The sequence below is a fragment of the Methanothermobacter sp. EMTCatA1 genome (genome assembly GCF_002356395.1).
In the GTDB taxonomy this organism is placed as follows: Archaea; Methanobacteriota; Methanobacteria; order Methanobacteriales; family Methanothermobacteraceae; genus Methanothermobacter; species Methanothermobacter thermautotrophicus.
This window is the reverse complement of record NZ_AP018336.1, coordinates 191,299-215,749: the sequence shown is the minus strand read 5'-3', so window position 1 is coordinate 215,749 and position 24,451 is coordinate 191,299. Positions and strand designations below refer to the sequence as shown.

Here is a 24,451-nt window from a genome sequence, read left to right as displayed (position 1 = left end):
GCCCTCCTTCCTGGCCATCTGATTCTTTAGGGTCTCAAAGTCCCTGCGGTAATAAGCTGATGGTGCGGTGATCTCTGCAGAAGCTTCATATTACTTTAAGCATCCTTTGAGATCCCTGTTTCTGGTGAAGGCACTCCCTGCGTGACAAGGTTTATATACTGTGTGGTACAAGGTACTGTGTGCAGCACATATATGTGCCATATCATGTGAGGGATCATCCAATGAGCAGTGTCTGTGAAAGATTTGAAAGGGAGCTGAGGCGCGGCGCAATACAGCTTGCAGTGATCTGTCTACTTGAAAATGAGAGATACGGATACGAAATTGTTAAAAAACTCAAAGAATCCGGATTTCGCGTCGAGGAAGGAACCCTATACCCCCTCCTTAGAAGACTTGAAGGGGAGGGAATCCTCAGCAGCAGGTGGAGCACGGACGACACACGACCAAGGAAATACTATACTGTGACAGATTACGGGAAGAGAGTCAGAAAAAAGTGGCTTGAACTCTTCAGATCAATAAACAGGTCCCTTGAAGACCTTACGGAGGTTGATCAATGAATAAAGTTGATGAATTCATAGCAGCTGTGACCAGAAGGATGCCCCCTGAGGAGAGGGAGGAGGTTGCACGTGAACTGGAAACACATATACTTGACAGCGCAGAGGCGATAGCAGCCAGCAGAAAAACCAGCGTGAATGAGGATGTGATCCTGGAGGCCATTTCACGTATGGGATCCCCCGAAAAACTTGCGAGAATGTACCCATCAATCAGAAAATGGAAACTGGAGGGAATCGTCGATGGTGGGATCTGTGCAAGGTGCGGGACCTGTGCAGTGATATGTCCCAACAACATCCTGACATTCAATGGCAGACCCGAACTAACAGAGGAATGCCTGAGAAATGGTCACGGGATGTGCTTCGAGGTATGCCCCCGGGTGTCATCAGGCAAATACCAGATAGGGATACGTGAAAACTTCAGGGAGGAGATCCTCTACGGAAGGGGCACTGCCAGGGGGCAGGACGGTGGAGTGGTAACATCCTTCCTGAGGTACCTCATGGAGAATGACCGGATAGACGGCGCCATAGTTGTGGGTCATGAAAAATGGAAACCAGTATCGCTGGTTGTCCAGAGCACAGATGACCTCGAAGCAACGAGCGGTTCAAAGTACAGCATATCAACCCTTGAAGCACTTAAAACAGCATCAGAACTTGGCCTTGAGAGTGTGGCGGTTGTTGCGCTGCCATGCCAGATCAATGGACTGCGTAAGCTTCAGTACTTCCCATACCTTGCAAAGCATGACCCTGAACTTGGAAGGAGCGGCAGACCCGTGAAGCTCCCCGAGATAAGGTACCTCATAGGCCTCTTCTGCACAGAGAAATTCGAATACACTGACCTCAGGGAGGCACTCATGGATGAGGGCATTGATATCAGCGAAGTCAAAAAGTTCGACATCCGAAGAGGTAAAATGGTTGTCCATCTCGATGGAGGTGAACGCACCATTGAACTCAGCAGGATAGGGCTCTGTGATGGCTGCAGGCTCTGCAGGGACTTCGATGCTGAACTTGCAGACGTCTCCATAGGCTCTGCCGGAAGCCCTGATGGGTACTCAACCGTCATAATAAGGACAGATAGGGGTGCTGAAATCAGGGAGGCCCTGGATCTGCTGGAGGGCGCAGACAGGGAGGCCATCGAAAGGCTGAGGAAACTGAAGCTAAAAAGATTCAGAAGGGAAATTGAGAAAAGAAGAGAAAACGGTGATTACATATCCTTCTACTGGACCTCAGATCACCCGGGGGTCTCAGAGAGGGCTGATGGAACATACTTCATAAGGATAAGGGCACATCCAGCAGGATGGTACAGCCCCGACAGAATCAGGGACATCGTTCAGGTGGCAGAGAAATACGGTGCAAGGATCAAAATCACCAACAGGGGATCCTATGAACTCCACGGAATAAATGGCTTTGATGTTGAAGACGCCGTCAATGAACTGAACTCCGCCGGTCTCCTCACAGGTTCAGAGGGCCCCCTTGTAAGGGCAACCCTCGCATGTCCGGGTAAGGAGAACTGCGGAAGCGGGATCATAGACACAGAGGAGATCTGCACCGCAATCGAGGAACGGTTCAGGGAGAGACCAGCCCCCTACAAATTCAAGATAGCTGTAAGCGGATGTCCTAACAAGTGCATGAGGCCCCAGATACATGACATTGGAGTGGTGGGTGTCGAATTTCCCGTAACCTCTGAGGATCTCTGCAATGGCTGCGGAAGATGTGAAGAGGTCTGCAAGGTTGAGGCAGTCAGCGTAAGGGGGGAGACATCCTACACCAGCTATGACCTCTGTGTGGGCTGCGGGAAGTGCATAAAATCATGTCCGCACAGCGCAAGGGAGGTTAAGGATAAGGGTTATGTGCTCTACATTGGCGGTAAAGCTGGAAGAGAACTCAGGGAGGGTCTGAGCATGCGCATTGATGATCCCGGTGAAATACTTGACTGCATAGACGCCGTCCTGGATGTGTACGGGAGTTGCGCAGATAAGCCCCAGAGGGAGAGGCTTGCAGCCACAATGAAACGTCTGGGGGAGAATGAATTCATGTCAGAGGTCATGATGGTACTGAACCAGAAAAAATAAAAGAGAGGGTTTATGTTATCCTGACACTGCTGAGTATGGCCTCAAGGGTTGCAGTATCAGATAGTGGGCCCTCATACATGAAGGCATAGCCACTGGTCCTGCTGAGCTTCAGGTAAACGAAGGTGGTGCGCGTTGTTGAGTCCGTGGCTGTTACCACTGCAGCGTTACGCCCCGCTATACTGCGTATCTCTGCAGATGTAACACCCTCATTTTTAGCCATCTGATTTTTTACTGTCTCGACGTCCTTGAGGTAGTAACCTGATCGTGCCGTGACCTTTGCAGCGGCAAAATCATGACTGCTGTTACCCACATAGACTATAACATCCTTTGAAATTCCGGGTTCCTTTGTGAAGGCACTCTGGGCATTCTCAGGGTTAAATGTCTCCCATGCCGCAGGATAGGTGAAGTTCAGTGTTCCCTCAGAGAAACTCTTATACTGGGGTTCCTCACTCACACAACCCTATACAAGCACCGTTGCGGCCACAAGAACCAGAAATAAAATCTTCTTCATAATTAACCTCCCTAATAATTATTGTCAGTGACTGGATTTATAATTTTCGCGAGGTTGACCTGAGTGCTCCCATCTCCTATCAAGGCAGTAGCTGATGCCGGTCCCGAATCAGAGCCATAACATATAAACATAGGATGAGGCAGTTCCCGCAAACAGAGCCATAACATATAAACATAGGATGAGGCAGTTCCCGCAAACAGAGCCATAACATATAAACATATAAATACTCCTCCAGTGAAAGATTAGGAACTATAAAGGGTTAACCCCAAAGTATAAGCAACCCCATGATAAAAGATTCATGATCTGAAGAATTGATTTTAGGTTGATAACCATGAAGGTTAAGGAATGGTGTATGTTCTGTGGGGAATGTGCAGGTGTATGCCCACGGAACCTCATAGAGGTTAGGGAGACATCCCTCAAATTCAGAGAGGATGAGTGCAGGGAATGCAACATATGCATACAGGTGTGCCCGGTCAGGGCCCTTGAGAGGTGATCATCATGGTGACTGAAGTGGATGTACTTGTAATCGGAGCCGGACCAGCCGGTTCAACCGCAGCAAAACATGCAGCCCTTGGAGGAGCCGATGTACTCCTTATAGACAAGAAATCAGAGATAGGAGCCCCGAAGAGGTGTGCTGAGGGCGTGTCCATAGGGGGCCTTGAATCCCTGGGTATAGAGCCAAACCCCCGCTGGATCACAAAGAAACTCGACGGTGTCCGCATGGTTTCACCAAACGGCACCGATGTATGGTTAACATCCGATAAGGTCGAGCTCCCTGAGGCAGGTTACATCCTTGAGAGGAAGGTCTTCGACAAATTCATGGCCATGGACGCTGCAAGGGCCGGCTCCAGGATAATGGTGAAGACCATTGCAACCGGAATGGAGAGGACCGATGACGGCTACCTTGTAAGTGCAGAGTGCATGGGAGAGAAATTTGAGATAAAGGCCAGGATAGTCATCGCTGCAGATGGACCCGAATCAAGGGTTGCAAGGTGGGCCGGCCTCAACACAGCCACAAGGCCGAAGGATATGGAGTCAGCGGCCCAGTTTGAGATGGTCGGTGTTGAGATGGAGGACAACAACTGTATAGAGTTCTACTTTGGAAGCGTTGCTCCTGGCGGTTATGCCTGGATATTCCCGAAGGGCGATGACATCGCCAATGTTGGCCTTGGGGTTCTTTCAACAGAGACCGATAAGAGCGCCTATGAGCACCTCCTTGAGTTCGTTGAATCATGCCCTGCCACCAGGAACGCGCAGCCGGTTGAACTCAACATTGGAGGTGACCCGGTTGGTGGCATGCCAAAGAAACTGGTGGCCGACAGCCTCATGGTTGTGGGTGACGCCGCAGGTCAGGTCAACCCCCTCACAGGTGGAGGTATAATAAGCGGTATGAAGGGGGGTATGCTCGCAGGCCAGGTTGCAGCTGCAGCTGTCTCTGAGGGTGATGTAACTGCCAGGCGGCTCGGTGAGTATGAGAGGCTCTGCCGTGAAGAGATCGGGGATGAGATATCAAAGTATCTCAAGGTCAAGGAGTACCTGCTTACACTCAGTGACAGTGAGCTCGACTCAATTGCAGAGGCCTTCCAGGACGTTGAATTTGAGAAGGTGAGCACCACCGAGCTTGTGAAGAAGCTCATAAAGGTTTCGCCAAAGGCTCTGCTCAAACTCGGAAAACTCTTCTAATAAAATTCTAATTTTCTTCATTTAATGAGAGGAACATGAGCTGCTGGTATCATCTTCGCTGGCTGATAAACTGATCAGTTCCATACCCCCATACCCATGAGGACCAGTTTTCATGAATCCTACTTTTTAAGATCCTGAGATCTCCTGTGAGACGAAAACTGCAGATATTAAATAATAGGAAATAGAGAATGTTACTATTAATTATAAAGGGGGTGATTGAAGATGGCATTTATCATGGAACCTGTGCTTACCATTAATTTTATATTCTGCATGATAATCCTTGTAATGGGATACCTGGGCTTCAGGAAACTTGAAAGTCCGCTGCTCCTTTACATCGGAATAGCCTTCGGCTTATTTGGAGTATCACATCTAGCCCAGCTGGCAGGATACCCAAGTGGTGCGGTGGCACTTATAATAATCCGGATCATAGCTTACCTGCTGGTCATCTTCGGCATTTTTCAGACAATAAAAAGGTGATTGAGCCAGAATCTCAAAGGTTTAATAAGAGTGATTTTAGAGTTGCAGGGTTCCTCCAGACACCCGCATGCAAATTCTGCTGGGGGATCCTCAAGGAAATTTTCAGAGCGCATTTCACTGAATGAAGGGTTCTGAACTCTTCCAAATATTAGTTTTTTTGCATATCTGACTGCAGATGAAGTTCCTCACCTCTCCAGAAAAATCAGGACTCTCCTGAAATAGAGGGCAGGAGAGACAACCTTTAACACCCCCAACCCTAAAAAATCCTGAATGATAATCTGCATCACCTCAGGAAGAGGAGCACAAGTATGCATATCATGTATATGGTCACAAGAACCCTGTGATAGATCACATCGGCCACCTCAACCATGCGCTCCCTGTCCCGGAAGTTTGAGAGATAGAGGGGTACCGTTGCAAGGAAGGGTGGTACTATGACCAGGAGAATCTGGAGGATGCTGATATACCCCCAGAGGTAAGAGAAGGCAAGTAAAATGCAGAATGCCGTGGACACCAGAGTTGTGAGGCCGCGCATCTCCTTGTACATGAGGTATGTCCCCATACCCGCCAGGTACATGAGCACATATACGGGTACAGGTACCACCAGGAGACCCCCCAGGAGTACAGCGGCAGATGCAAGTCTCAGGACTGTGTTTGTTGCGGTGCTTGCAAGGGGGGCGATGACAGTATCCTTAAGCCTCACAGGCGGCAGTGTGTACAGGAACTGGTTCAGGACCATCAGAAGGAGTATCAGACAGAATACCCTGTCCAGGAGACAGGCCCCAGCAAGGGACACCAGAAGGAGGAGACCCACAAAGAGCAGCACCTTCCGGGGATCCACATGGTTCTCTATGAAGGGCCTCTTCCTCTTCATCCTGTCCTTTCTATCATTATCAATGTCTGTGAGGTCATTCAGTGAGTAAAGGGCACCCCAGAGTAATGTGACAAGGAGTAGCCCGGCAAGGAATCTGAAGGGGTCTGCAGCCGATGCATAGGTGAGTGCAAGGAGGTACATGTGGATGTTCTTGGCGCCCCAGCTCATCCTTGTTGAACGAAGGAGTGTCCTCAGCATGATCCCAGCTTCTCCATTATGATCCTTGGTCTGCAGCCGTAGAGGTCAATCAGTCTCTGGATCTCAGATTCATCAGCATCAAGGTGGGCCCTTATAATATTTAAGGTTTCCTTTCTACTGTAATCTATTTTCACCGCCCTGAAGGGGATTGAAAGTGTATGAAACAGGAGAGAAGAAATAACCGGGATATCAGTGAAGAGGTCATACTTTTTACCCCTGAAGTAAAACCTCCATGCTGTCTGAAAGATGATGTTGACCTCCGCAAGGACCCTCCTGTTTTTGAGGTACTCCCCTGCACATTTAAGGTAAAACCTGAGTGGCTCCAGGCCCCCATTTCTGGTCCACTGGCTGAAACCGGAGAAGCTGGAGAATTCATGGCTGTCATGGAACCTGTCAGCAAAGAGCACGGCATCAAATTCCTTTAACCTCCCGTAGAGATCAGCCCCGGTATCTGCACCCAGCTCCTCCTTCATCCCCTCCATCACATGATGGAAAACATCATCTGCACTCAGATCCGGGGATTCAAGTTTGCATGGAACCTCATATACGTGCAGCTCTGCCTCCCCTATGGCCCTGTAAATGTTGGCCGACTTACCTGTCCCCGGCGCCCCCACAACGTGGAGTATCTCACCCCGCACATCCTTCATTTGCCTGATGATCTCCAGGAGGCGCCGGTATGGTTCCGTCTCTATGAATATATTATTATCATCTGCCGAGTTAACCTTGTAATCCATAATAATAATTAACCCCCTCAAACATATAACTGTACGGTGATGGTATGAACCTCAAGACCCATGCATTCAATGACCGTGGAAGGATACCCTCAAGGTACACCTGCGATGGCGAAAACATTTCCCCGCCCCTATCCTGGGATGGGGTTCCAGGGGAGGCCAAATCCCTTGCACTGATATGTGACGACCCGGATGCACCCTCAAAGGTCTGGACCCACTGGGTCATATTCAACATTCCCCCGGACTCCACCGGCCTGGAGGAGAATGTCCCGGATGCTGGAAGGCTCCCTGATGGTTCAGTCCAGGGCTACAATGATTCAGGGACCCTCGGATACAGGGGGCCGTGCCCGCCTTCAGGTGTTCACAGGTACTTCTTCAGGTTATACGCCCTTGACACCGTCCTTGACCTGGAGCCCGGGGCCAGTAAGGAGGATGTCCTGGAGGCCATGGAGGGCCATGTGCTGGGTGAGGCGAAGCTCATAGGGCTCTACCGGCGTGGTTAAATGGAGTTTCAGGTTAATCTGCAGAGAGACGATGACTGCAGATACAAGGAGTCCAAGCCCTGTTTCAGTACTGCAGATGAACCTTAAAATAGAATCCAGAGTAAACATTTCTTTTTAATGAAAAGCCCATCCAGATCTGAAGAGTTCCTTTAATGGGCTGATGGTATCGAATCACAGGCCTCAAATGTTATTGGGGACCCTCAGCTTCGCCGGGAGGGCCTTTATACGTGCAGGTGCACCTATTGCAAGGGACCATGGTGGGACGTTTCTTGTTACCACCGCTCCAGCAGCCACCATGGCGCCCTCACCGACCTCAATCCTTGACAGGAAGGTGGAGTTCGCACCTATGGATGCGCCCTGCCTTATTATTGGGCCCCTCAACTTGTACTTGACCCTTATGGGGTAGCGGTCGTTGGTGAAGCATGCGCAGGGACCTATGAACACATTGTCCTCTATGTAACTGTTCTTGGGCAGGTAAACATTCGACTGTATACTCACATTGCTACCTATCTTTGAATGACCCTCGATGACCGTGTTTGTACCTATGAGAACATCATCGCCAATGGTCGTTTTCTCCCTTATGAGGACATTGTGCCCCGTCCTGAGGTTATCGCCTATGGTGACATCATTGTATATGACGGTGTTTGAGCGGAGCAGGGGGTTCTTGCCTATAACAGGGGGTTTGCTGAACTTCTTATAGCCATAACCCACAATTATATTCTCACTTTCCCTTTTATATCCCCATTCCTCTTCCTGGTCACCAAAAAGAAGACTTCTTATGTTTGGCATCTCAGCATTCATCCCCCGACGAGATTTTTCAGGTCAATCCGCTGCCTCAGTGGCAGTTTTTTCTTTACCAGCTGACATCCGGGTTTCCAGTCACTGACTGCACAATCCCTATATTAATATTGACAGCGCCCATAATATATTTTATGTTGAACTGGAACCCTCCAGCTGATACTGTTAATGCGGGAAGTATGCTCATGGATGCAGATGAACTTGCAGGGATGATAAGGGATATCAGGAAGGATATAGGGCATGGAGATGCAGATATACGCATAGTGGATGTTGTCCTCGATGAGAAGAGAGACAGCCTCCTGATCGTTGCACCTGACCGCTCTGACAAGTCGGCCATAATAGGTAAGGGCGGCTGGGTGGCCGGTAGGCTGAGGGAGAAACTGGGAGTAGGGAGGGTCCATGTTGAAGCAGAGACCGACATCATCATAAGGAGACACAGGGTCGGCCTTGCCCTTGAGAGGATCAGTGAACTTGAAGGATCCTTCAGGGTCCTGAAAATACTTGAGGAAGCCCTTAAAATGCGCATGGAGTATCCATCAGGCCTTGAATTTCTCCTTGAGCTTTCCAGATCAGGTGCCGATGGTCCCGAGGTGGCTGTGGCACTATCGGGTGGGGTGGACAGTTCATTCTCCCTCATAGCCGCGGTTAAACTTGGACTGAGACCCTTCGCCCTCACAGTTGACCCCGGCACCATAATACTGCCAGGTCACATCAGGAGGTCTCTTGAGGAACTCTGCAGCCTCCTCGGTGTGAGACACGAGTACATAGGTGCAGAGCTGGGCGATATCCAGAGCGGGGCCCTCGATGGGAGGTTCCACCCATGTGGGCGCTGTTCAGGACTGATTGAGAGTACTGTTATGGATAAAATAAGAAATATGGAAATTGACACCGTAATATTCGGTGACCTTCTCTCCACTGGCTATCAGTCGGTCAATGTGGACGATGGCATTCTTAGGGTCAATCTGCCGGCCCTCTTCGCGGCTTCAAAGCAGGAGGTTAGATCAGTGGCATCTCTTCATGGTGTGAGATCCTCAATGAACTTCGGCTGTCCACTACTGGGGGAGGTTCACCGCAGGCACCCCCATCTCAGGCGCTACTCCATACAGAGGGTCCTGCGGGAGACAAGGGCAGGTGTCCTTGAACCGGGCGAGGCCCTTGACCTCATCTGGAGCATCTGCAGTCCCTGAATATACTCACCCTCAGCCAAATATCTTGAGTACCCCGTAGATTATGAGGAAGATGCCAACGAGGTAGCCAACCAGCTGGGGGTAGATTATCATCAGTATACCTATCAGCACTGCAAGAAGTCCCACTATTCTGTTTTCGTTTTCAGATTCCATGTAATAATTATTTATCAAAAAGGATATATAAAAATTTCTGGGAAACTGTCAGGAAATTTCAATTAACTTCAAATTTACGGGAACCTCCAGGAAAGGTCAATAACCTGCCTGAAAGTGCGGGGAGCATGAAAAAGAGTTATTTAATCCCGTCAGGGAAACTTCCTCATTTCCTCTCAGATTCAATGAAGGACTTCATCTCCTCAACCGCAACCCTGACCATCTCAGGGGCGGGTCCTCCAGGTATCCTCCTCATCCTGACGTTCTCAAGGGGATCAAGGGCCTTCTCAACAAGTTCAGGGTCAAGTTCAAGTTTCCGTCCGGTGACCTCCAGGCTGACCTCGTCAAGGTAAACTGAATCCACGTCACCGGGTGCGAGGCCGTCCTCAATGGCCCTTGTAACAAGCCTTCCCACTATCCTGTGGGCCACCCTGAAGGGTATCCCCCGCTCACGTACTATGATGTCTGCAAGGTCTGTGGCTGTTGCGAAGTTGGCACCTGCAAGTTCAAGGGCCCGGTCCCTGTTAACCCTGATGCCGAGGAGCATTCCCCTGACAACCCTGATCATTGAGAGTACCGTGTCGACGGCCCTCCAGAGGTGGGGTGTTACCTCCTGCAGGTCCCTGTTGTAGGTGTAGGGGAGTGCCTTCATGATTCCAAGGATGGTTACAAGTTCTCCCTGGACGGTGGATGTCTTTGCACGGGCTATCTCAGCCACATCAGGGTTCTTCTTCTGGGGCATGATGGATGATGTTGATGAGAATTCATCAGGTATCTCCACGATACCAAACTCGTGGGTGCTCCAGAGTATCATCTCCTCTGAGATCCTGCTGAGGTTCACTGCCAGCATTGAGAGGTCGAATACCGTCTCTGCTATGAAGTCCCTTGCACTGACGGCGTCCATGGAATTTTTCATGTAATCTGAGAACCCGAGGAGCCGGGTCGTGAGTTCCCTGTTTATGGGGAAGCTGGTTGTTGTCATGGCAGCGGATCCCAGGGGGTTCTGGTCAACCCTCTTAAGGGTATCCTGGAGCCTCTCATAGTCCCTCCTGAGGGAGCTGGCGTAGGCCATGAGGTGGTGGCCTAGGGTTGTTGGCTGGGCATGCTGAAGGTGGGTGTAGCCCACCATGACGGTTTCGGTGTGATCGAGGGCAAGGTCTGAGATACTGTCAATAAAATCAAGGAGTTCACGGCTTATTGTCCTTATCCTCTCCCTGAGGGCCAGTCTGAGATCGGTTGCGACCTGATCGTTCCTGGATTTGCCTGTGTGCATGAACCCTGCTTCCTCTCCGATCCTGGCCGTTACATAGTTCTCAACGGCCATATGGATATCCTCCACCGATGGGTCCATGTCAAGGGCCTCTATACCCTCCTCCCTGAGGCTTTCAAGGGCATCTATGATTTTAGCGGCCACTTCCTCAGGGATTATGCCCTCATGGGCCAGCATGCGTGTATGTGCCATGTTACACTCAATGTCGGCCTCAAATATGTGGTGATCAAATGTGAGGGATGATGTGAACTCCGCGGCCTCATCCTCCATCCCGCTATTCAATCTGCCAGCCCTCAGGTTCAAGTTTCCACCTATTCCCTGTTTTTCCATTCGGTGTATCCGCATTTACCGCAGGCGTACCTGTCCCCATGGTCTGCCATGAAGACACCGTTTGAGCACCTGACACAGAAGGGGTTCTTCCTGACGAGTTTACCGTCCTTGACCTCGTAGAGCTCAAATTTCTTCATCTATTCCTCCTCCTCTTCCTCTGATGCCTCAGTGTTCTTCTTTATCACGTGTTCGGGTTCTATCTCGGTGAGTTTCTCAGCTGACTCATAAATCTTGGCATAGCCGGTCGCCCTTGGCTCACCGAAACCCTGGTCAATTTTGTCAACCACGAGAAGATCCTTATCAGCGTCAAGCATTGCAACGAGTTTGTTCTTAACTTCAAGGACCTTTGGGGTTGATTCGCCCTCGTATAAGCATTCAAACCTTATCTCCTTCCTGTTTAAGAGTGGGTTTTCCTTTTCCTCGATTATGTTAATCTCCATTTTATGCCTCCTCAAATTTTTTCATGAGTTCTTCAGCCTTACTGGATGTTTCACTGGCCCTCACCAGCACAACGCCCTCATCTGGCTGTCCGTAGAGGATCACTGTGTCAGGTGGGGCGAGAAGTATTGATGGTAAAACGGCAAGGTCCTCCTCACCGTCAACAACTATCATGAAGCGCTCTCCTCTCTCTGTGGCGCCCTCTATGGCCTCTTCGATGGATTTCCAGAGGCTCTCTGTTACTGTGCCTGGCGGGTTCCTGGATCTGAGAATGGTTGCTGTGTCCCTGAATTCATGGTCAGAGTCCCTTCTCTGGATCCTGTTATCTATTATGCTGACATCGGGTTTAAGGCCATGCTCCAGTGCATTGCGGGTTGTGACGTCACCAACCGTTATGAGGAATGAGTTCCCCACATCAACGTCACTGAATGACCTGTGGAGCTCTCCAAGTGGCCTTTTGAGCTCCGCCCTCAGTTCCTCCGGCAGTATGTACACTATCTGACCCTCAGCGCGTATTCACCAGGCAGTGTTATGTTGAGCTCCCTGGCTATATCTGATTTATCCGGATCTATTATTATGAGGAGTCCGCTCCAGTTGGTGGATGCCGGGACATTGCAGACCGGGCATCTTTCGTCACTGGTGATTCTCTTACACCTTGTGCATGCCTTCTCAGTCATTTTTTACTCTTCCTCTTCTCTTCTTCAATCCATTCGAATTTTCCAAGGCCGGGCTGCCTCATGGTGAGGCCCACCTTTACGCCCTCTCTTCGGCCCTTGAGGCTGAGTGCGACTATCCTTGCCCTTACAAGGTCGCCCTCGTCGAGGCGTCTGCCTGACTCCTTACCTGTGAGGGAGCCCTTCTTGGGGTCGTAGGTTATGTAGTCGTCGGTTACCTGTGAAACGTGCACCAGGCCATCCACCGGACCTATGCGCACGAAGGCTCCGAACTCTGCTATCTCTATAACCTCACCCTCAACGATTTCATGTAGTTCAGGTTTGAAGAAGAGGGCTGTGAAGGTCACCTCATGGTAGGCGGCACCGTCACCCATTATAACCTTTCCTATCCCTATATCCTCTATCTCTTTGACGGTTATCAGCTGCCCGAGGTTCTTATCCATCCTTCCAACGTAGGTCTCGTTTAGAACCTCGACGGCGACCTCCTCCAGTGGCTCTTCAAAGCGGTCTGGAGGTATTCTGACGGTATCAACAATCTTTGTTACATAATACAATGGGATCCCCCATTAAAGAATTACTCCATATATTTTTTCCTGTAGAGTTCTATGGAGTGGTTGACTGCTTCAAATGCCTTTTCAGCACCCTCCCATCCGAGTGTCTCTGTTTTTTTACCTTCAAGTTTCTTGTAGGTTTCAAAGAAGTTTGCTATCTCCTTAAGGTTGTGCTCTGGTATGTCTGAGATGTCCTTTACATCGGCGAAGTGCGGGTCTGCCACAGGCACCGCCAGGATCTTGTCGTCCTGGTCACCACCATCGATCATCCTTAAAAGGCCTATGGGTCTTGATTCTATGATGCAGCCCGGGAATGTTGGTTCATCCATGAGTACGAGGATGTCCATGGGGTCTCCGTCATCGTAGAGTGTCCTTGGTATTATACCGTACTCTGCAGGGTAGAATACTGCTGAGTAGAGTACCCTGTCAAGGGCGAATGCCTGAAGGTCCTTGTGGTATTCGTACTTGTTCCTTGAACCCTTTGGTATTTCAACAACCGCATAGACAACCTCGGGTACTGATGGTCCCGGTTCAATATCCTTCCACAGATTCATGAGTAAACCTCCTACTCCAATATATGCCCATCCACTCCAAGATATCTTTTCTGTCTCAGGTAGACAACAGGTATTCCCTTCGACCTTGCCCTTCTTCTGAGTTCCCGGTCGCTGGTGCAGAGGACATCTGAGATCCGGAGAAGCGCGTCGTCAACGGTTTCACCTTCAAGGAGTTTCTCCTCAAAAATCCTGAAGGGGGGTTTCTTTGCGAGTGCGAGTCCAACGGACGCGGCTATCCTCGCATCACCGCCTGAATGTCTCTTTATGCCTTCAAGTTCCCCTATGACGAAGGATGGGACAAGAAGGTCGTTTTTTGGGAAGAGTCTCCGGAGCTCGGATACGATGTCGACCCGGAACTGGTAGGGTATCATAAAAAATTGGTGTCTATGACCACCCTATTTGATGATACCATATCCTATCAGCCTCCATCTTGCACCGACACGCCTGGAGAGGGCTATCCTCTGACCCTCCTCTGCGCATGCAGGGAGTTTGAGGACCACGTCGGCATCATCTGCCCTGGCAGATTTGACAACACCCACCGTGGTTGTGGTACCGACGTTTATCATCAGGGGTTCCCCTGTCTTTATGGGTTCGACCTTGGTCTCCTCCTTGGTACCGACAACCCTCTCCAGGAGGTGTGTCTCCATGGTGAATGAGTGCCTTACAGGTGGCAGTGTGCCTGGTTCCCCGGCAACTGACCCTGAAAGTGAGTCCGCCTTGGTGAGGGCTGGATCCAGGAGTGTCCCGACACCCACGAGTCCGCCGGGTCCAACCTCTTCCATCTCCTCTCCACCGGCCACCAGGCCCGTGATTGTGGAGTGCAGACTCATCCAGGTCTGCTTACCGTCCTTTTTGACCTGTATGCCCGGTCTTATCTCTATCTCGTCTCCAACCCTGAGCCTGCCCTGGACCAGTGAGCCCCCTATAACTCCTCCTGCGAGGTGTTCGGGGTCTGCGCCAGGTTTGTTTATGTCAAAGGACCTGGCCACGTACATCCTGGCAGGTTTATCAACGTCCCTCTTGGGGGTTTTGATTCTCTCCTCAATGGTTTCAATGAGGATATCAATGTTGGCGCCCTGTTGAGCAGATACCGGTATTATAGGTGCATCCTCAGCGCAGGTACCCTTCACGAACTCCTTGATCTCCCTGTAGCTTTCAAGCGCCCTCTCCTTCGAAACGATATCTATCTTGTTCTGGACGACGATGACATCCTTCACCCCTATAACATCAAGGGCCATGAGGTGCTCCTTTGTCTGGGGCTGGGGGCATGGTTCGTTTGCAGCTATCACGAGTATGGCGCCGTCCATGAGGGCTGCTCCAGAGAGCATGGTAGCCATGAGGGTTTCATGGCCCGGGGCATCCACAAAGGAAACCTTCCTGAGGAGCTCTGTCTCTGTGCCGCACCTCTCACATATCTCTGCCGTTGTATAGCACATTGGGGCTTCGCACTGCGGGCACTTCCTGAAGGTTATGTCGGCATAGCCCAGACGTATGGAGATGCCCCTCTTGGTTTCCTCACTGTGTGTGTCGGTCCAGACACCTGAAAGTGCCTTTGTAAGGGTTGTTTTACCATGGTCCACGTGCCCCACAAGACCAATGTTTATTTCGGATTGATTTTTCACAGATTACACCTATAAACGCTTTTATTATTCCTCATCGGCGCCAAGGAGTTCTTCGAGTGGTTTCTCACCCTTCTCAATGACAACGGTGTTTATCTGGACTATGTCATCAGATATTGTGTTTCCCCTGAAGGTTTTTCTTCTTCTCTCGCCATCGCGTCTGGGTTTATAGCCCACACCGCCTGATACAAGGCTCCTTATCCTCCTTGCACCTGGCACTGTCTTCTTCATCGGGAAACCGTTCTTATCGCTTCCACCTGTGATCTTCAGTTTGTATCCGCTGAGGCCTATTATTGATCCATCGAATTCGTCGCCTATGGTGAGGCCAATGAGGCCCCTGGACTCTGATGGGTCGACCTCCATCTGGACGCTCTTCTCCTTGTCTGAAATCACAACCTTAAATGCCAATATATCTCCTCCTTATATTTTAAAATGGTGCCTTCATTCCCCAGTCAGGATTCTTCTTCCTCTTGATTTCAGCTATCTTATCCATGAGATCAAGTTCCTCGTCTGTCAGATCCCCTGAGAGCTGTTCTTTAAGGATGTGGTAGTGGTTTTCGGGTATGTCAACGTAGAGTGTATCTCCCTCATGGATCGTCTTACCATAAACAGCATCCTTTATGGCCATTGCAACCTTCTGGCCGCGTGATGCTGATTTGAGGTTTTCACCCTTGTCCTGCATGCTCTCCACGGTACCCACCGTCTCCCCATCATCATTCATGAGGGGGTAGCCCTGCCTGATGACGCCTGTGAGGACCTCAACTCCTCCAATGGCTGGCTTGCTCTGTCTGAAGACCAGTTTGGGTATGAGTCTTATGCTTGCAGGTTTTATGATGGCTTCCATCCATTTCTTTTTCTTCTCTTCCTCAATGCCCCTGACCCATTCCTCATATTCCTCCATGAGCCTGTAGATGACGTTGCCCTGGAAGAGCTTTATGTCTGAGTTTTTGAGTTCCTGGGCTGCTGAGGGTATCACCTTAACATTGAAGGCTATTATGGCCCCATAGACCCTGTCCTCCTGGAGGGCTATACCTGCATTCACCACGTCCCTCCTTGAGACGTCACCTATGTCTGCCACCTTTATGGGGACATCCATGTCCCTGAGGATCTTGACCACCGCCTCCAGTGATCCGAGGGTGTCTGCCTTCACAACAACGCCTGCCTCATCGGTGTCTATCTTGATGTCCTCGATTTCGCTGAGTATCTCCTCCCTCACCTTCTCGGGGTCTGTTACAACCCTGAGGGGTGAGCCGGCCATGACGTCATCGATGCCCGGTGCCACGATCTTTATACCGGCTGCTGCAACGACCTCATCGACCTTCTGGAACTTCTTCCTGGATTCCCTCATCTCCTCGAGGGGCCTTGGTTTGAGGAGTGATCTTATCCTGGTGGATATGACATCCTTTGATGTCATCATGGCTATGGTGTCGTCCTTTCTGAGTATTCCATCATATATTACAGCGTCTATGGTCATGCCGAGGCCTGTCTCCTCCTTGACCTCCAGGATGGTGCCCCTGGCAGGGGAATCCTCCTCGATTTTGAGCTGCTCCCTGAGGTACTGCTGTGCCAGTCCCATGAGCATTGTGAGGAGTTCAGGTATACCCTCGCCTGTTATGGCACTTATGGGTATTATGCTGACCTGTGAGGCGAAGTCTGTGACCCTGTCGAATCTCTCTGATTCAAAGCCCTCCTCATGGAGTTTGCCCACAAGTTCATAGACCTTTGTGTCCAGTTTCTGCTGGACCTGGATGTCCTGTTTGCTGAAGGTCTCCATGAAGGGGCGTCCCTCGTGGACCCTCCATCCATGGATCCTGTCTATCTTGTTTGCAGCCACCACGAAGGGTGTCCTGTACATCCTGAGGATGTTGAGGGCCTCCTGTGTCTGGGGCTTGAATCCCTCATTTATATCGACTATGAGTATTGCAAGATCCGCAAGGGCCCCTCCACGTTTTCTGAGGGTTGTGAACGCCTCATGTCCTGGTGTATCAATGAAGAAGAGTCCTGGTAGTGTTTCCCTGATCGAGAATTTTTTGAGGAAGTCTCCGCAGATCCCCTCAATGACATCCATGGGTATCTCTGTGGCCCCTATGTGCTGGGTTATACCACCTGCCTCCCTTGAGGCAACTGCGCTGCCCCTTATATGGTCAAGAAGTGTGGTTTTCCCGTGATCCACGTGTCCGAGTACTGAGACGATGGGTGATCTGATCTTCATTGGAATCTCCGCGTTTATTCCTCGTATATCATTTCTCTATCAGGCATCTCGTAACTGCAAATTTCCGATTCATCAAAGAAAAGTTTAATCTCCCTTTCGGCTGATTCTGGAGAATCTGAAGCGTGTATTATGTTTCTACCTGTTTCAAGGGCGAAGTCTCCCCTGATTGTCCCGAGGTCTGCCTCTGCAGGGTTGGTTGCGCCAACCATCTTCCTTATGAGGGATATGCAGTCCTTACCCTCAATGACCATTGCAATGACAGGTGCTGATGTTATGTAGTCCACCAGGTCCCTGAAGAAGGGCTTTTCCCTGTGTTCCTGGTAGTGCTCCATTGCAAGATCCTCCGGGATCTGCAGCATCTTAAAGGCGACTATCTTGAGTCCCCTGTCCTCGAACCTGGCTATTATCCTTCCTGCGAGGCGCCTTTTTACTGCGTCAGGTTTTAACATTACAAAGCTTTTTTCCATCATTTTTTGACCCATTTAACTTTTCTTGGAACCCTTCCCAGTTTTATCATGTTTTTCTCGCATTTGCTGCTGCAGAAGAAATAGATTGTACCGTCCCTTTTGACGTACATCTTGCCGGTGCCTGGCTCTATTTCTTCATGGCAGAATGAACAGACTCTCATTGGTAAACACCTTCCTGATTATGGGGTCCTTATCTCCTTTGCCTCTCGGATGGTGTCGAGGAGCATCAGGATGTCGCCTTCCCTTATGGGACCCATAACGTTCCTTGTCAGTATCCTTCCCTTATCTCTTCCATCAAGGATCCTGCATTTAACCTGCATTACCTCTCCAGTCATCCCGGTTCTCTTGAGAACCTCAATAACCTCTGCTGGAGTTGCGTCATCCATTAAATCACCTTTATTAAATTGAAATTGAAAGGCTTTTAGTGCCTTTCATCTATTTCTTAAGTTCTTCGACCTTTTCTATTATCTCTTTTATGAGGTCCTCGGCGTCGCCTGCCTCAACGATGGCTGATGATGCTGTTCCAACGTTCAGACCTGCGGCTGCACCCAGTTCATCCTTTGTTGGGATGTATATGTATGGTATTTCCTTTTCCTCTGCGAGGAGTGGAAGGTGAGCAACGATCTCTGCAGGTTCAACGTCCTCAGCTATTAATACGAGCTGAGCAACTCCCCTCTCGACAGCCTTGGTAACCTCATTTGTACCCTTGGATACCTTACCTGTCTCCCTGGCTATTTCAAGTGCCTCTGCGGCCTTGTCAGCCAGTTCCTTTGGTACATCAAATTTCACGTATATTGCTTTTGCCATGCTGTTTACCTCCTTTTTCATCTGGTTTTTCTACCATCCATCGGTAATTACACCAATCTGGATCAATAATCCAAGTTATGGATTAACATGAAGTGGGTGAGTACCTTTATATGTTCTCGGTATATAAAACTTGCTGGATACAGATTTTCATGAGAAATCGTATTCTGAATTATCCCGGATCATCCAGTAAGACGCCCAGGAAAACAAGGATTAATAGAAATTAAAGCTTCATCACATATAAAGTTTTGCTGCCAATTAAAAAGGGAAGGAATAATGGATGCAGATGAGAGTTACATCCTTTTAACTGCCAGTTCAATGTCTGAGGCTTTAACCGTCTTCCTTCCAGCGTGTTTTGCAAGTTTAACAGCGTTTTCAGCTATTTCTTCACCTTTTGCTTCAAGGACCTTTGCAAGGGCTTCCCTTGCATCATCACTTACTCTTTCTGCACCGGCATTCTTTATTATTCTTCCAATTGGAGCTATTGGCAATTCCATAATTAACCACCTCATTTTATGTGATATTATCTATTCATATAATCCTATATAAATATATCGCTAATTTTAAGGTTTTTCTGAGCCATCGGTTGGTTCATGGGGCACCTTCAACCCAGCAGTATATCCACGAGTGCTTGGAGGGTGAGAAATTAACTTCAAGTTGTCCGATGAAAAATAGAAAAGCTTAAAAAAGAGAAAGGTATCTTCAAGAATTCAGGGGGCTAGGAGGACCCCGTACCCCTTATAATGGATCTTAACTGGTTTATATCAGGTTCTACCTCAACTGGTTCCGTTGATGCCTTTATGGCGGTGTCAGGGTCCTTGAGTACATGACCAGTGACAACACAGACCACACGTTCACCCCTGTCAACAACACCCTCATCAACGAGTTTGATGAGACCCGCTATGGACGCCGCTGATGCGGGCTCAACACCTATACCCTCCCTCCTTGCAAGGAGTTTCTGGGCAGAGAGTATCTCCTCATCGGTCACGGATTCAGCATAACCATCTGACTCATATATGGCCCGGAGGGCCTTGAGATAGCTAACAGGGGCCCCTATCCTTATGGCCGTTGCAACCGTTTCAGGATCCCTGACCGGTTCAATCTCGGTTCTGCCCTTCCTGAAGGCTTCTACCACCGGTGAAGCGCCCTCGGCCTGTATACCGGTCATCATCGGCCTCTCATCTATGAATCCAGCCCTGTAAAACTCTGATATACCCTTCCATATGGCTGAGATATTACCTGCATTCCCCACAGGCAGTATGATGCGGTCAGGGGACTCCCAGCCGAGGTCGTCCACTATCTCAAAGCCTATTGACTTCTGACCCTCAAGCCTGAAGGGGTTCACGGAGTTGAGGAGGTAGAGTTCACCCATCAGTGCAAGTTCCGTGACAGCCTCAAGGGCCTCATCAAAGTTTCCCCTCACCGAGAGGACCCTGGCGCCATGGAACATAGCCTGGGCAAGTTTACCGAGGGCGACCTTACCTGATGGGAGGAGAACGACGCAGCCCAGCCCAGCCCTGGCTGCGTAGGCTGCAAGGGATGCTGAGGTGTTACCGGTTGAGGCGCACCCCACAGTATCAACGCCAAGTTCAAGGGCCTTTGTGATCCCCACGCTCATCCCCCTGTCCTTGAAACTCCCCGTGGGGTTGGATCCCTCCACCTTCACGTAGAGCTCAATACCAAGTTCAGATCCTATGGTGTCACACCTGACAAAGGGTGTTCCCCCCTCATCGAGGCTGACTATCCTTGAGGGGTCAACAGGCATGAACTCCCGGTACCTCCACATGTTCTGCCTTCTGCCCCTGAAGACGTCCCTTGAGACCTCCACGTCACATTCAACTTCAAGTACCGACCCGCACTCCCTGCAGGTGTATATGATCTCCTCCAGATCATACTCTCGACCACATGATATGCACCTTATCACAGATTCACCATCCATTTTACCGGTAAGAATAAAGTTTCTGATTCACCTTATCAATATGTGCCTGAATTAACCAGGGAAATAAATGGGTCTAGATGGACCCCTTTATGTAGCTGTATATTCCCAGTGTGAGGTTCGCCTCCACAAATGCTGCCACCACCAGGAAGACCACGGCCACCCCCAGGAGGAGCAGGGACTCCACAAGCTCATCCTGGTTCCTGCCAAGGAAGTGGATAACCCTGTCAGGGAAGGAACCGTACCATGTCTCTGTCAGGAGATCACTGAAGAAGTGATAGATGAAGCTTGCAAGCCTGAAACCAGCAGCTCCAGCGATTATGAGGCCAGGGATCTCAAATATTCCGTGGGGCAGTGTAAGAAAGACGAAATCGTCCAGTGGAACCTGGGATGCAAAGAATCCTATGAAGAGGCCGTTCACAATAAGGAAGAGGGCCGTGAAAACACCCAGAAGCAAACCCCCACCATATATCAGAAGAGCTGCCTGAAGGTTGTGAATGAATATGGATGCCGTTGAGAGCTTGATCTCACCTTCAGCCACGCTCCTCCGAAACTCATCCATGAGAGGCCTTATAAGGTCTCCGATGGATCCTGAGAACAGATACCCTCCAAAGAGGGATATGAGGAAGAGGAAGGTTGATGCCAGGAGGAAGGTTTCATTGTTCCTTATGATGTAACTCAGTGTGCCCTCATATTTCTCCTTCCTTCTCATCTTCGAACCCCCATCAGAATCCATCTGACCTTCTTATTTCTCATTTTTATCCCTCAAGAATCCTTCTGGCAGCAGGAAGGGCCTTCTCCCTTTTCACCGAAAGTTCCTCGAAGAACTTCCTGATAAACTCTGCAGTATTATTTTTGCACTCACCGCACATAAGTGTACCGTTTCTGCATGATTCATATATCTCCTCAAGCCTGGAGTCTGAACCTGACATGTGGTAGAGGAGTGTCTCATATATTATGCACTCCTCCGGCACTCCTCCAAGTTCCCTCTGCTCCTTCAGGGTCTCCCTCCCCCCGGTCTTGGCGTTCCTTATCTTCGCCTCTGCCTCCTCAGGTGTGTCGCTCAGGAATATGGCGGATTTGGGCCTGCTGCTTGACATCTTACCCCCGGTGAGGCCGCCCATGAATCTGTGGTATGTTGATGAGGGGAGGATGAAGCCATACCTGTCCCTGAACCTGGCTGCTATATCCCGTGTCAGCCTTATATGGGGGTCCTGGTCCGGGCCCACAGGGACAATTACGGGTCTGGGGCCCCCCAGTTCATCCAGCTGGGGGTGCAGGATGTCTGAGACCTGTATTATGGGGGCGTACATGTGGGCCATGCTCGTGGATCCTGTGAAACCATAGATCGCCCTGAGCTCATTGAAGTTGACCTTCCCTGCAAGGACATAGGCGAGGTCCTCCACCATGAGGTTCTCTGACTGGAGGTAGACGTGTATGTTATCCTTCTCAAGGTCAAGTCCGAGGGCAATGTACCCTGCGATGTACTCCTCAATGGCTATCCTCCTTGAGTCCTCGAAGTCCACCCCCCTGGCTGAGTAGGCCTCCATGTCTGCTATGGGTATGAATATCTCGGCCCCCATCTTGTCGTACCATCTGAGCTGATCCACGATCATCTTGTGGCCTATATGCATCCTTCCACTTGGCATCATCCCTGTTACAACCGCGAAGTCCTCACCCTTCTTCATGGCACTGATTATCCTCTCATAGTCCCTGTGCCCGAAGATTATGCCCCGCCTCATGAGCCAGCTGGGTTCGGGTACTTCGTCAAGGACCTCACTGAAGGGTCTGACGCCGAAGTTCTCAATAAGATCCTGGTATTCAAGCTTTGCTGATCCCCAAGGGTCTATCAATCATATCACCGTTATTAAGTCATTTCTGTTGCTTAAGCCGTCAGAGTAGCCAGATCATGGTCTTATCCAGTCAACAAGGTAGTAGGTTATGTCCTCCTCATCGTCGAGGAAGGCCATGAGGAGCTTCTTGTTAACCCCATGGGCCACCCTCACATAACTTGAAAAGTCAAGGGCGTGGATGGTGTCATTCTCTGAGATCACCCTCACAAGGTAGGCCGAGTGGGTCCTGCCGGGAGCCCCTCCCCTCTCATATAGTCTGAACTCTGCACCATACTTGAAACCTGTTTTAACTATGTATCCCCTGTTCCTGAGATCCCTGTAGACAAGATACTTGCTGTAGAGTCCCCGTTCACCGAGGAGGGATATGAATTCCTCAGGGGACACCTCATCATCGTCCTTCATGAGTTTGAGCTTACCCCTCTCCATGAGGTAGGCCGCCTCAATAAGTGAAAGCTGAAGTCTGTCCTCATACATCTTACCGTAGTGGCTCTTTCCATGAAGCCTCCTTGCGATGGATGTGGCCTTTATGGTGACCACCTCATCTCCGAGCTGTCCCTCCACTCTCAAACCTCCCGTGAGTGCTGGTTGAGCTACTCGATTATGGCGTGCCTCTCCTTGAGGTCCTTCTCCCTCTTTCCAAGGATCGACATGAACTCTGCTATGAGGCCGTCCAGGAAGAGGTGGGTGCTGTCCTCAAAGAGGGTCCCCATGGGTGTGAGGTCATCATATTCTCCCCTGAGGACACCTGAGGTGTAGTACTTCCAGGGCTCCTTTGTCTTGCTCGGGATGCATATAACCACGTCACTGTAACCCGTGAGGGTCGATTCAGGGGTTGCTGTTACAGCCACCACCGTTGCACCCACAGACCTTGATGTCTCAGCTGCCAGTGTGACGGTCTTGGTTTCACCGGACCCTGAGATTGCTATCAGGCAGTCCTCGTCCCTTATGGCCGGAGTTGTAACGTCACCAACCACGTGGACCTTGAATCCAAGGTGCATAAGCCTCATTGCAAAGGCCTTTCCTATCAGCTCGGACCTGCCGGTTCCAACTATGAAAACTGAGCTTGCATCCATTATCTTTGAGATCATCATCTCAAGTTCAGCTTCATCGACCTTATCTATTGCCTCAATGGCGTGCTTAGCTATCTTCTGAACAGTATTCCTCAGTATCTCCATTTCAATCAACTTTAATCAGTACTTGTGTATGGCTGCATCTGTTAAAGGGGTCTTCCATGGATGACTGCAGCGATTACTCTTGCTCTGGAAGGTTCGTGATCCTTATGCCCGCATTCCTCACCCTGTTCCTTATGTTGAGGTTTATGAGTAGCGGGGTTATCTTCTCAATGATCCTTGCATTCTCAAGGCCGCCGCATTCAATGGCCCGGACACCATCTATCTTCTCTGCAAGTTCAGCTGCAACTTCAAGGGCGTCCCTGTGGTCTGATGCCACCAGACAGTCACAGTCCACTGGCTCAGATACTTCAAGGAGGGCGGAGGCGCTTATGTTGTTGAAGGCTGCTGCAACCCTTGTGCCCTGCTCCCTGAGGAACCTTGCAGCCCTCTCAGCCGCTGAACCCTCCCAGAGGTCAATGTATCTGACTGCTGAGCCGCCGATGCAGCTGTCGATGGGTACCGTGGCATCTATGAGGACCTTGTCCCTCACCTGATCCCTTATTGAGGCCAGTGTGACCATCTGGGCCTGGAGGGGAACCGTCAGCACCACCACATCGGCAGAGGCTGCCGCATCAGGGTTGGTGGCACCCTCAACACTGATGTCATCCCTTCCAGCTATCTCAAGGACCTTTGAGGCTGCTTTAGATGCCTTCTCAGCGTCTCTTGAACCTATAATTACTTCCTCACCTGCTACTGCAAATCTCAGGGCCAGTCCAAGGCCCTGGTCTCCTGTTCCACCAATAACTGCTATCTTCATAACCATCACCTTAATCAATAAAATTATCTCAAACCCTGACCCTCCAGGGGAAATCCTTCAGGGCGCTGACACCCCAGATAGAGTT

The 24,451-nt window shown here is 50.1% G+C and carries 34 protein-coding genes; 7 read left to right on the top strand and 27 right to left on the bottom strand.

Going from position 1 to position 24,451, the window contains the following annotated elements; all coding sequences use genetic code 11:
- Window positions 1-221 precede the first annotated feature (221 nt).
- Both tca_RS01285 and tca_RS01280 read left to right on the top strand, forming a co-directional pair.
- Complete coding sequence (locus tca_RS01285; RefSeq protein WP_115892538.1) at window positions 222-554, top strand: PadR family transcriptional regulator; 333 nt, start codon at window positions 222-224, stop codon at window positions 552-554.
- Window positions 551-2,620 carry a Coenzyme F420 hydrogenase/dehydrogenase, beta subunit C-terminal domain gene (locus tca_RS01280; RefSeq protein WP_269889732.1) on the top strand — a complete coding sequence of 690 codons (2,070 nt, stop codon included), beginning with the start codon at window positions 551-553 and terminating at the stop codon, window positions 2,618-2,620. The genes tca_RS01285 and tca_RS01280 overlap by 4 nt, the downstream gene beginning before the upstream one ends.
- A 10-nt stretch (window positions 2,621-2,630) precedes the next feature.
- Here tca_RS01280 and tca_RS01275 read toward each other — a convergent pair whose 3' ends face one another.
- Window positions 2,631-3,074, bottom strand: a complete 444-nt coding sequence (locus tag tca_RS01275) for a hypothetical protein (protein WP_010875918.1) — start codon at window positions 3,072-3,074, stop codon at window positions 2,631-2,633.
- Between the two features lie 388 nt (window positions 3,075-3,462).
- Here tca_RS01275 and tca_RS01270 point away from each other — a divergent pair, with 388 nt between their 5' ends.
- The 3 genes from tca_RS01270 (at window position 3,463) to tca_RS01260 (ending at window position 5,291) form a co-directional block, all read left to right on the top strand.
- The gene (locus tca_RS01270; protein WP_048061197.1) at window positions 3,463-3,624 is read left to right on the top strand and encodes a 4Fe-4S binding protein; all 162 of its coding nucleotides are present in this window, start codon (window positions 3,463-3,465) and stop codon (window positions 3,622-3,624) included.
- Window positions 3,625-3,632: 8 nt separating this feature from the next.
- On the top strand, window positions 3,633-4,814 hold the full coding sequence (locus tca_RS01265) for an NAD(P)/FAD-dependent oxidoreductase (protein WP_115892539.1): 1,182 nt from the start codon (window positions 3,633-3,635) through the stop codon (window positions 4,812-4,814).
- Window positions 4,815-5,084: 270 nt separating this feature from the next.
- Window positions 5,085-5,291, top strand: coding sequence for a hypothetical protein (locus tca_RS01260; RefSeq protein ID WP_286708978.1), 207 nt, complete (start codon window positions 5,085-5,087; stop codon window positions 5,289-5,291).
- Window positions 5,292-5,574: 283 nt separating this feature from the next.
- Here the strand turns inward: tca_RS01260 and tca_RS01255 are convergent, their stop codons facing one another.
- Window positions 5,575-6,360: a UbiA family prenyltransferase gene (locus tag tca_RS01255; RefSeq protein ID WP_010875914.1), complete on the bottom strand. Its 786-nt coding sequence runs from the start codon at window positions 6,358-6,360 to the stop codon at window positions 5,575-5,577.
- A complete protein-coding gene (locus tca_RS01250) occupies window positions 6,354-7,094 on the bottom strand; it encodes a hypothetical protein (RefSeq protein WP_048060782.1) in 741 nt (246 codons plus the stop codon). The genes tca_RS01255 and tca_RS01250 overlap by 7 nt, the downstream gene beginning before the upstream one ends.
- Before the next feature lie 44 nt (window positions 7,095-7,138).
- On the opposite strand from tca_RS01250, the gene tca_RS01245 reads away from it, so the two are divergent.
- Entirely contained in the window at window positions 7,139-7,594 is a 456-nt protein-coding gene (locus tca_RS01245) for a YbhB/YbcL family Raf kinase inhibitor-like protein (protein ID WP_010875912.1), read from the top strand.
- Window positions 7,595-7,774: 180 nt separating this feature from the next.
- On the opposite strand, the gene tca_RS01240 is transcribed toward tca_RS01245, so the two are convergent.
- Window positions 7,775-8,395, bottom strand: a complete 621-nt coding sequence (locus tag tca_RS01240) for an acyltransferase (protein WP_115892472.1) — start codon at window positions 8,393-8,395, stop codon at window positions 7,775-7,777.
- A gap of 131 nt (window positions 8,396-8,526) precedes the next feature.
- Between tca_RS01240 and tca_RS01235 the strand changes: the two genes are divergently transcribed.
- Window positions 8,527-9,579 carry an ATPase gene (locus tag tca_RS01235; protein ID WP_269889731.1) on the top strand — a complete coding sequence of 351 codons (1,053 nt, stop codon included), beginning with the start codon at window positions 8,527-8,529 and terminating at the stop codon, window positions 9,577-9,579.
- A 12-nt stretch (window positions 9,580-9,591) separates the two neighbouring features.
- Here tca_RS01235 and tca_RS01230 read toward each other — a convergent pair whose 3' ends face one another.
- The 23 genes from tca_RS01230 to npdG form a co-directional block, all read right to left on the bottom strand.
- Window positions 9,592-9,732 (bottom strand): DUF3096 domain-containing protein, encoded by a 141-nt coding sequence (locus tca_RS01230; protein WP_162828722.1) that lies wholly within the window; start codon window positions 9,730-9,732, stop codon window positions 9,592-9,594.
- Between the two features lie 163 nt (window positions 9,733-9,895).
- Window positions 9,896-11,302 (bottom strand): argininosuccinate lyase, encoded by a 1,407-nt coding sequence (argH, locus tag tca_RS01225; RefSeq protein ID WP_115892474.1) that lies wholly within the window; start codon window positions 11,300-11,302, stop codon window positions 9,896-9,898.
- Between the two features lie 8 nt (window positions 11,303-11,310).
- Window positions 11,311-11,466 (bottom strand): 30S ribosomal protein S27ae, encoded by a 156-nt coding sequence (locus tag tca_RS01220; RefSeq protein ID WP_010875907.1) that lies wholly within the window; start codon window positions 11,464-11,466, stop codon window positions 11,311-11,313.
- Entirely contained in the window at window positions 11,467-11,769 is a 303-nt protein-coding gene (locus tca_RS01215) for a 30S ribosomal protein S24e (protein WP_010875906.1), read from the bottom strand.
- Between the two features lies 1 nt (window position 11,770).
- Window positions 11,771-12,262, bottom strand: coding sequence for a GTP-dependent dephospho-CoA kinase family protein (locus tca_RS01210; protein WP_010875905.1), 492 nt, complete (start codon window positions 12,260-12,262; stop codon window positions 11,771-11,773).
- On the bottom strand, window positions 12,262-12,444 hold the full coding sequence (spt4, locus tag tca_RS01205; RefSeq protein ID WP_010875904.1) for a transcription elongation factor subunit Spt4: 183 nt from the start codon (window positions 12,442-12,444) through the stop codon (window positions 12,262-12,264). The genes tca_RS01210 and spt4 overlap by 1 nt, the downstream gene beginning before the upstream one ends.
- Window positions 12,441-12,995 (bottom strand): DNA-directed RNA polymerase, encoded by a 555-nt coding sequence (rpoE, locus tag tca_RS01200; RefSeq protein WP_010875903.1) that lies wholly within the window; start codon window positions 12,993-12,995, stop codon window positions 12,441-12,443. The genes spt4 and rpoE overlap by 4 nt, the downstream gene beginning before the upstream one ends.
- Window positions 12,996-13,015: 20 nt before the next feature.
- Entirely contained in the window at window positions 13,016-13,546 is a 531-nt protein-coding gene (locus tca_RS01195) for an inorganic diphosphatase (protein WP_010875902.1), read from the bottom strand.
- Window positions 13,547-13,557: 11 nt separating this feature from the next.
- The gene (locus tca_RS01190) at window positions 13,558-13,917 is read right to left on the bottom strand and encodes a PIN domain-containing protein (protein ID WP_010875901.1); all 360 of its coding nucleotides are present in this window, start codon (window positions 13,915-13,917) and stop codon (window positions 13,558-13,560) included.
- A 24-nt stretch (window positions 13,918-13,941) separates the two neighbouring features.
- Window positions 13,942-15,168 carry a translation initiation factor IF-2 subunit gamma gene (eif2g, locus tag tca_RS01185; protein ID WP_010875900.1) on the bottom strand — a complete coding sequence of 409 codons (1,227 nt, stop codon included), beginning with the start codon at window positions 15,166-15,168 and terminating at the stop codon, window positions 13,942-13,944.
- Window positions 15,169-15,192: 24 nt separating this feature from the next.
- Window positions 15,193-15,573 carry a 30S ribosomal protein S6e gene (locus tca_RS01180; protein WP_010875899.1) on the bottom strand — a complete coding sequence of 127 codons (381 nt, stop codon included), beginning with the start codon at window positions 15,571-15,573 and terminating at the stop codon, window positions 15,193-15,195.
- Between the two features lie 19 nt (window positions 15,574-15,592).
- The gene (gene infB / locus tca_RS01175) at window positions 15,593-17,377 is read right to left on the bottom strand and encodes a translation initiation factor IF-2 (RefSeq protein WP_115892476.1); all 1,785 of its coding nucleotides are present in this window, start codon (window positions 17,375-17,377) and stop codon (window positions 15,593-15,595) included.
- Window positions 17,378-17,391: 14 nt separating this feature from the next.
- Window positions 17,392-17,847 (bottom strand): nucleoside-diphosphate kinase, encoded by a 456-nt coding sequence (ndk, locus tag tca_RS01170; RefSeq protein ID WP_010875897.1) that lies wholly within the window; start codon window positions 17,845-17,847, stop codon window positions 17,392-17,394.
- Window positions 17,844-18,005 carry a 50S ribosomal protein L24e gene (locus tag tca_RS01165; RefSeq protein ID WP_010875896.1) on the bottom strand — a complete coding sequence of 54 codons (162 nt, stop codon included), beginning with the start codon at window positions 18,003-18,005 and terminating at the stop codon, window positions 17,844-17,846. Before tca_RS01165 ends, ndk begins: the two co-directional genes overlap by 4 nt.
- Window positions 18,006-18,023: 18 nt before the next feature.
- A complete protein-coding gene (locus tca_RS01160; RefSeq protein WP_010875895.1) occupies window positions 18,024-18,230 on the bottom strand; it encodes a 30S ribosomal protein S28e in 207 nt (68 codons plus the stop codon).
- A gap of 49 nt (window positions 18,231-18,279) precedes the next feature.
- Window positions 18,280-18,651 (bottom strand): 50S ribosomal protein L7Ae, encoded by a 372-nt coding sequence (gene rpl7ae, locus tca_RS01155; RefSeq protein ID WP_048061194.1) that lies wholly within the window; start codon window positions 18,649-18,651, stop codon window positions 18,280-18,282.
- A gap of 290 nt (window positions 18,652-18,941) precedes the next feature.
- Complete coding sequence (hmtB, locus tag tca_RS01150; protein WP_115892477.1) at window positions 18,942-19,145, bottom strand: histone HmtB; 204 nt, start codon at window positions 19,143-19,145, stop codon at window positions 18,942-18,944.
- 221 nt (window positions 19,146-19,366) lie between these two features.
- On the bottom strand, window positions 19,367-20,572 hold the full coding sequence (gene thrC, locus tca_RS01145) for a threonine synthase (RefSeq protein ID WP_048061193.1): 1,206 nt from the start codon (window positions 20,570-20,572) through the stop codon (window positions 19,367-19,369).
- Between the two features lie 88 nt (window positions 20,573-20,660).
- Window positions 20,661-21,296, bottom strand: a complete 636-nt coding sequence (locus tag tca_RS01140; protein WP_286708977.1) for a stage II sporulation protein M — start codon at window positions 21,294-21,296, stop codon at window positions 20,661-20,663.
- Window positions 21,297-21,342: 46 nt separating this feature from the next.
- The gene (locus tca_RS01135; RefSeq protein WP_286708976.1) at window positions 21,343-22,437 is read right to left on the bottom strand and encodes a tryptophan--tRNA ligase; all 1,095 of its coding nucleotides are present in this window, start codon (window positions 22,435-22,437) and stop codon (window positions 21,343-21,345) included.
- A 54-nt stretch (window positions 22,438-22,491) separates the two neighbouring features.
- Window positions 22,492-22,998, bottom strand: a complete 507-nt coding sequence (endA, locus tag tca_RS01130; RefSeq protein WP_048060780.1) for a tRNA-intron lyase — start codon at window positions 22,996-22,998, stop codon at window positions 22,492-22,494.
- 29 nt (window positions 22,999-23,027) lie between these two features.
- Window positions 23,028-23,612 (bottom strand): 6-phospho-3-hexuloisomerase, encoded by a 585-nt coding sequence (hxlB, locus tag tca_RS01125; protein ID WP_048061192.1) that lies wholly within the window; start codon window positions 23,610-23,612, stop codon window positions 23,028-23,030.
- 73 nt (window positions 23,613-23,685) lie between these two features.
- Window positions 23,686-24,366, bottom strand: coding sequence for an NADPH-dependent F420 reductase (gene npdG / locus tca_RS01120; RefSeq protein ID WP_048060779.1), 681 nt, complete (start codon window positions 24,364-24,366; stop codon window positions 23,686-23,688).
- Window positions 24,367-24,451: the final 85 nt, after the last annotated feature.

Coding starts and splice junctions, on each gene's coding strand:
- tca_RS01215 (WP_010875906.1), bottom strand. CDS start 11,769: ATGGAGATTAACATAATCGAGGAAAAGGAAAACCCACTCTTAAACAGG.
- tca_RS01230 (WP_162828722.1), bottom strand. CDS start 9,732: ATGGAATCTGAAAACGAAAACAGAATAGTGGGACTTCTTGCAGTGCTG.
- tca_RS01250 (WP_048060782.1), bottom strand. CDS start 7,094: ATGGATTACAAGGTTAACTCGGCAGATGATAATAATATATTCATAGAG.
- tca_RS01235 (WP_269889731.1), top strand. CDS start 8,527: ATGTTGAACTGGAACCCTCCAGCTGATACTGTTAATGCGGGAAGTATG.
- tca_RS01160 (WP_010875895.1), bottom strand. CDS start 18,230: ATGGATGACGCAACTCCAGCAGAGGTTATTGAGGTTCTCAAGAGAACC.
- npdG (WP_048060779.1), bottom strand. CDS start 24,366: ATGAAGATAGCAGTTATTGGTGGAACAGGAGACCAGGGCCTTGGACTG.
- tca_RS01260 (WP_286708978.1), top strand. CDS start 5,085: ATGATAATCCTTGTAATGGGATACCTGGGCTTCAGGAAACTTGAAAGT.
- tca_RS01270 (WP_048061197.1), top strand. CDS start 3,463: ATGAAGGTTAAGGAATGGTGTATGTTCTGTGGGGAATGTGCAGGTGTA.
- rpl7ae (WP_048061194.1), bottom strand. CDS start 18,651: ATGGCAAAAGCAATATACGTGAAATTTGATGTACCAAAGGAACTGGCT.
- tca_RS01195 (WP_010875902.1), bottom strand. CDS start 13,546: ATGAATCTGTGGAAGGATATTGAACCGGGACCATCAGTACCCGAGGTT.
- tca_RS01255 (WP_010875914.1), bottom strand. CDS start 6,360: ATGCTGAGGACACTCCTTCGTTCAACAAGGATGAGCTGGGGCGCCAAG.
- tca_RS01140 (WP_286708977.1), bottom strand. CDS start 21,296: ATGAGAAGGAAGGAGAAATATGAGGGCACACTGAGTTACATCATAAGG.
- tca_RS01220 (WP_010875907.1), bottom strand. CDS start 11,466: ATGAAGAAATTTGAGCTCTACGAGGTCAAGGACGGTAAACTCGTCAGG.
- hmtB (WP_115892477.1), bottom strand. CDS start 19,145: ATGGAATTGCCAATAGCTCCAATTGGAAGAATAATAAAGAATGCCGGT.
- tca_RS01190 (WP_010875901.1), bottom strand. CDS start 13,917: ATGATACCCTACCAGTTCCGGGTCGACATCGTATCCGAGCTCCGGAGA.
- spt4 (WP_010875904.1), bottom strand. CDS start 12,444: ATGACTGAGAAGGCATGCACAAGGTGTAAGAGAATCACCAGTGACGAA.
- hxlB (WP_048061192.1), bottom strand. CDS start 23,612: ATGGAGATACTGAGGAATACTGTTCAGAAGATAGCTAAGCACGCCATT.
- ndk (WP_010875897.1), bottom strand. CDS start 17,847: ATGATGGAAAAAAGCTTTGTAATGTTAAAACCTGACGCAGTAAAAAGG.
- tca_RS01245 (WP_010875912.1), top strand. CDS start 7,139: ATGAACCTCAAGACCCATGCATTCAATGACCGTGGAAGGATACCCTCA.
- tca_RS01280 (WP_269889732.1), top strand. CDS start 551: ATGAATAAAGTTGATGAATTCATAGCAGCTGTGACCAGAAGGATGCCC.
- tca_RS01285 (WP_115892538.1), top strand. CDS start 222: ATGAGCAGTGTCTGTGAAAGATTTGAAAGGGAGCTGAGGCGCGGCGCA.
- tca_RS01165 (WP_010875896.1), bottom strand. CDS start 18,005: ATGAGAGTCTGTTCATTCTGCCATGAAGAAATAGAGCCAGGCACCGGC.
- infB (WP_115892476.1), bottom strand. CDS start 17,377: ATGAAGATCAGATCACCCATCGTCTCAGTACTCGGACACGTGGATCAC.
- tca_RS01240 (WP_115892472.1), bottom strand. CDS start 8,395: ATGAATGCTGAGATGCCAAACATAAGAAGTCTTCTTTTTGGTGACCAG.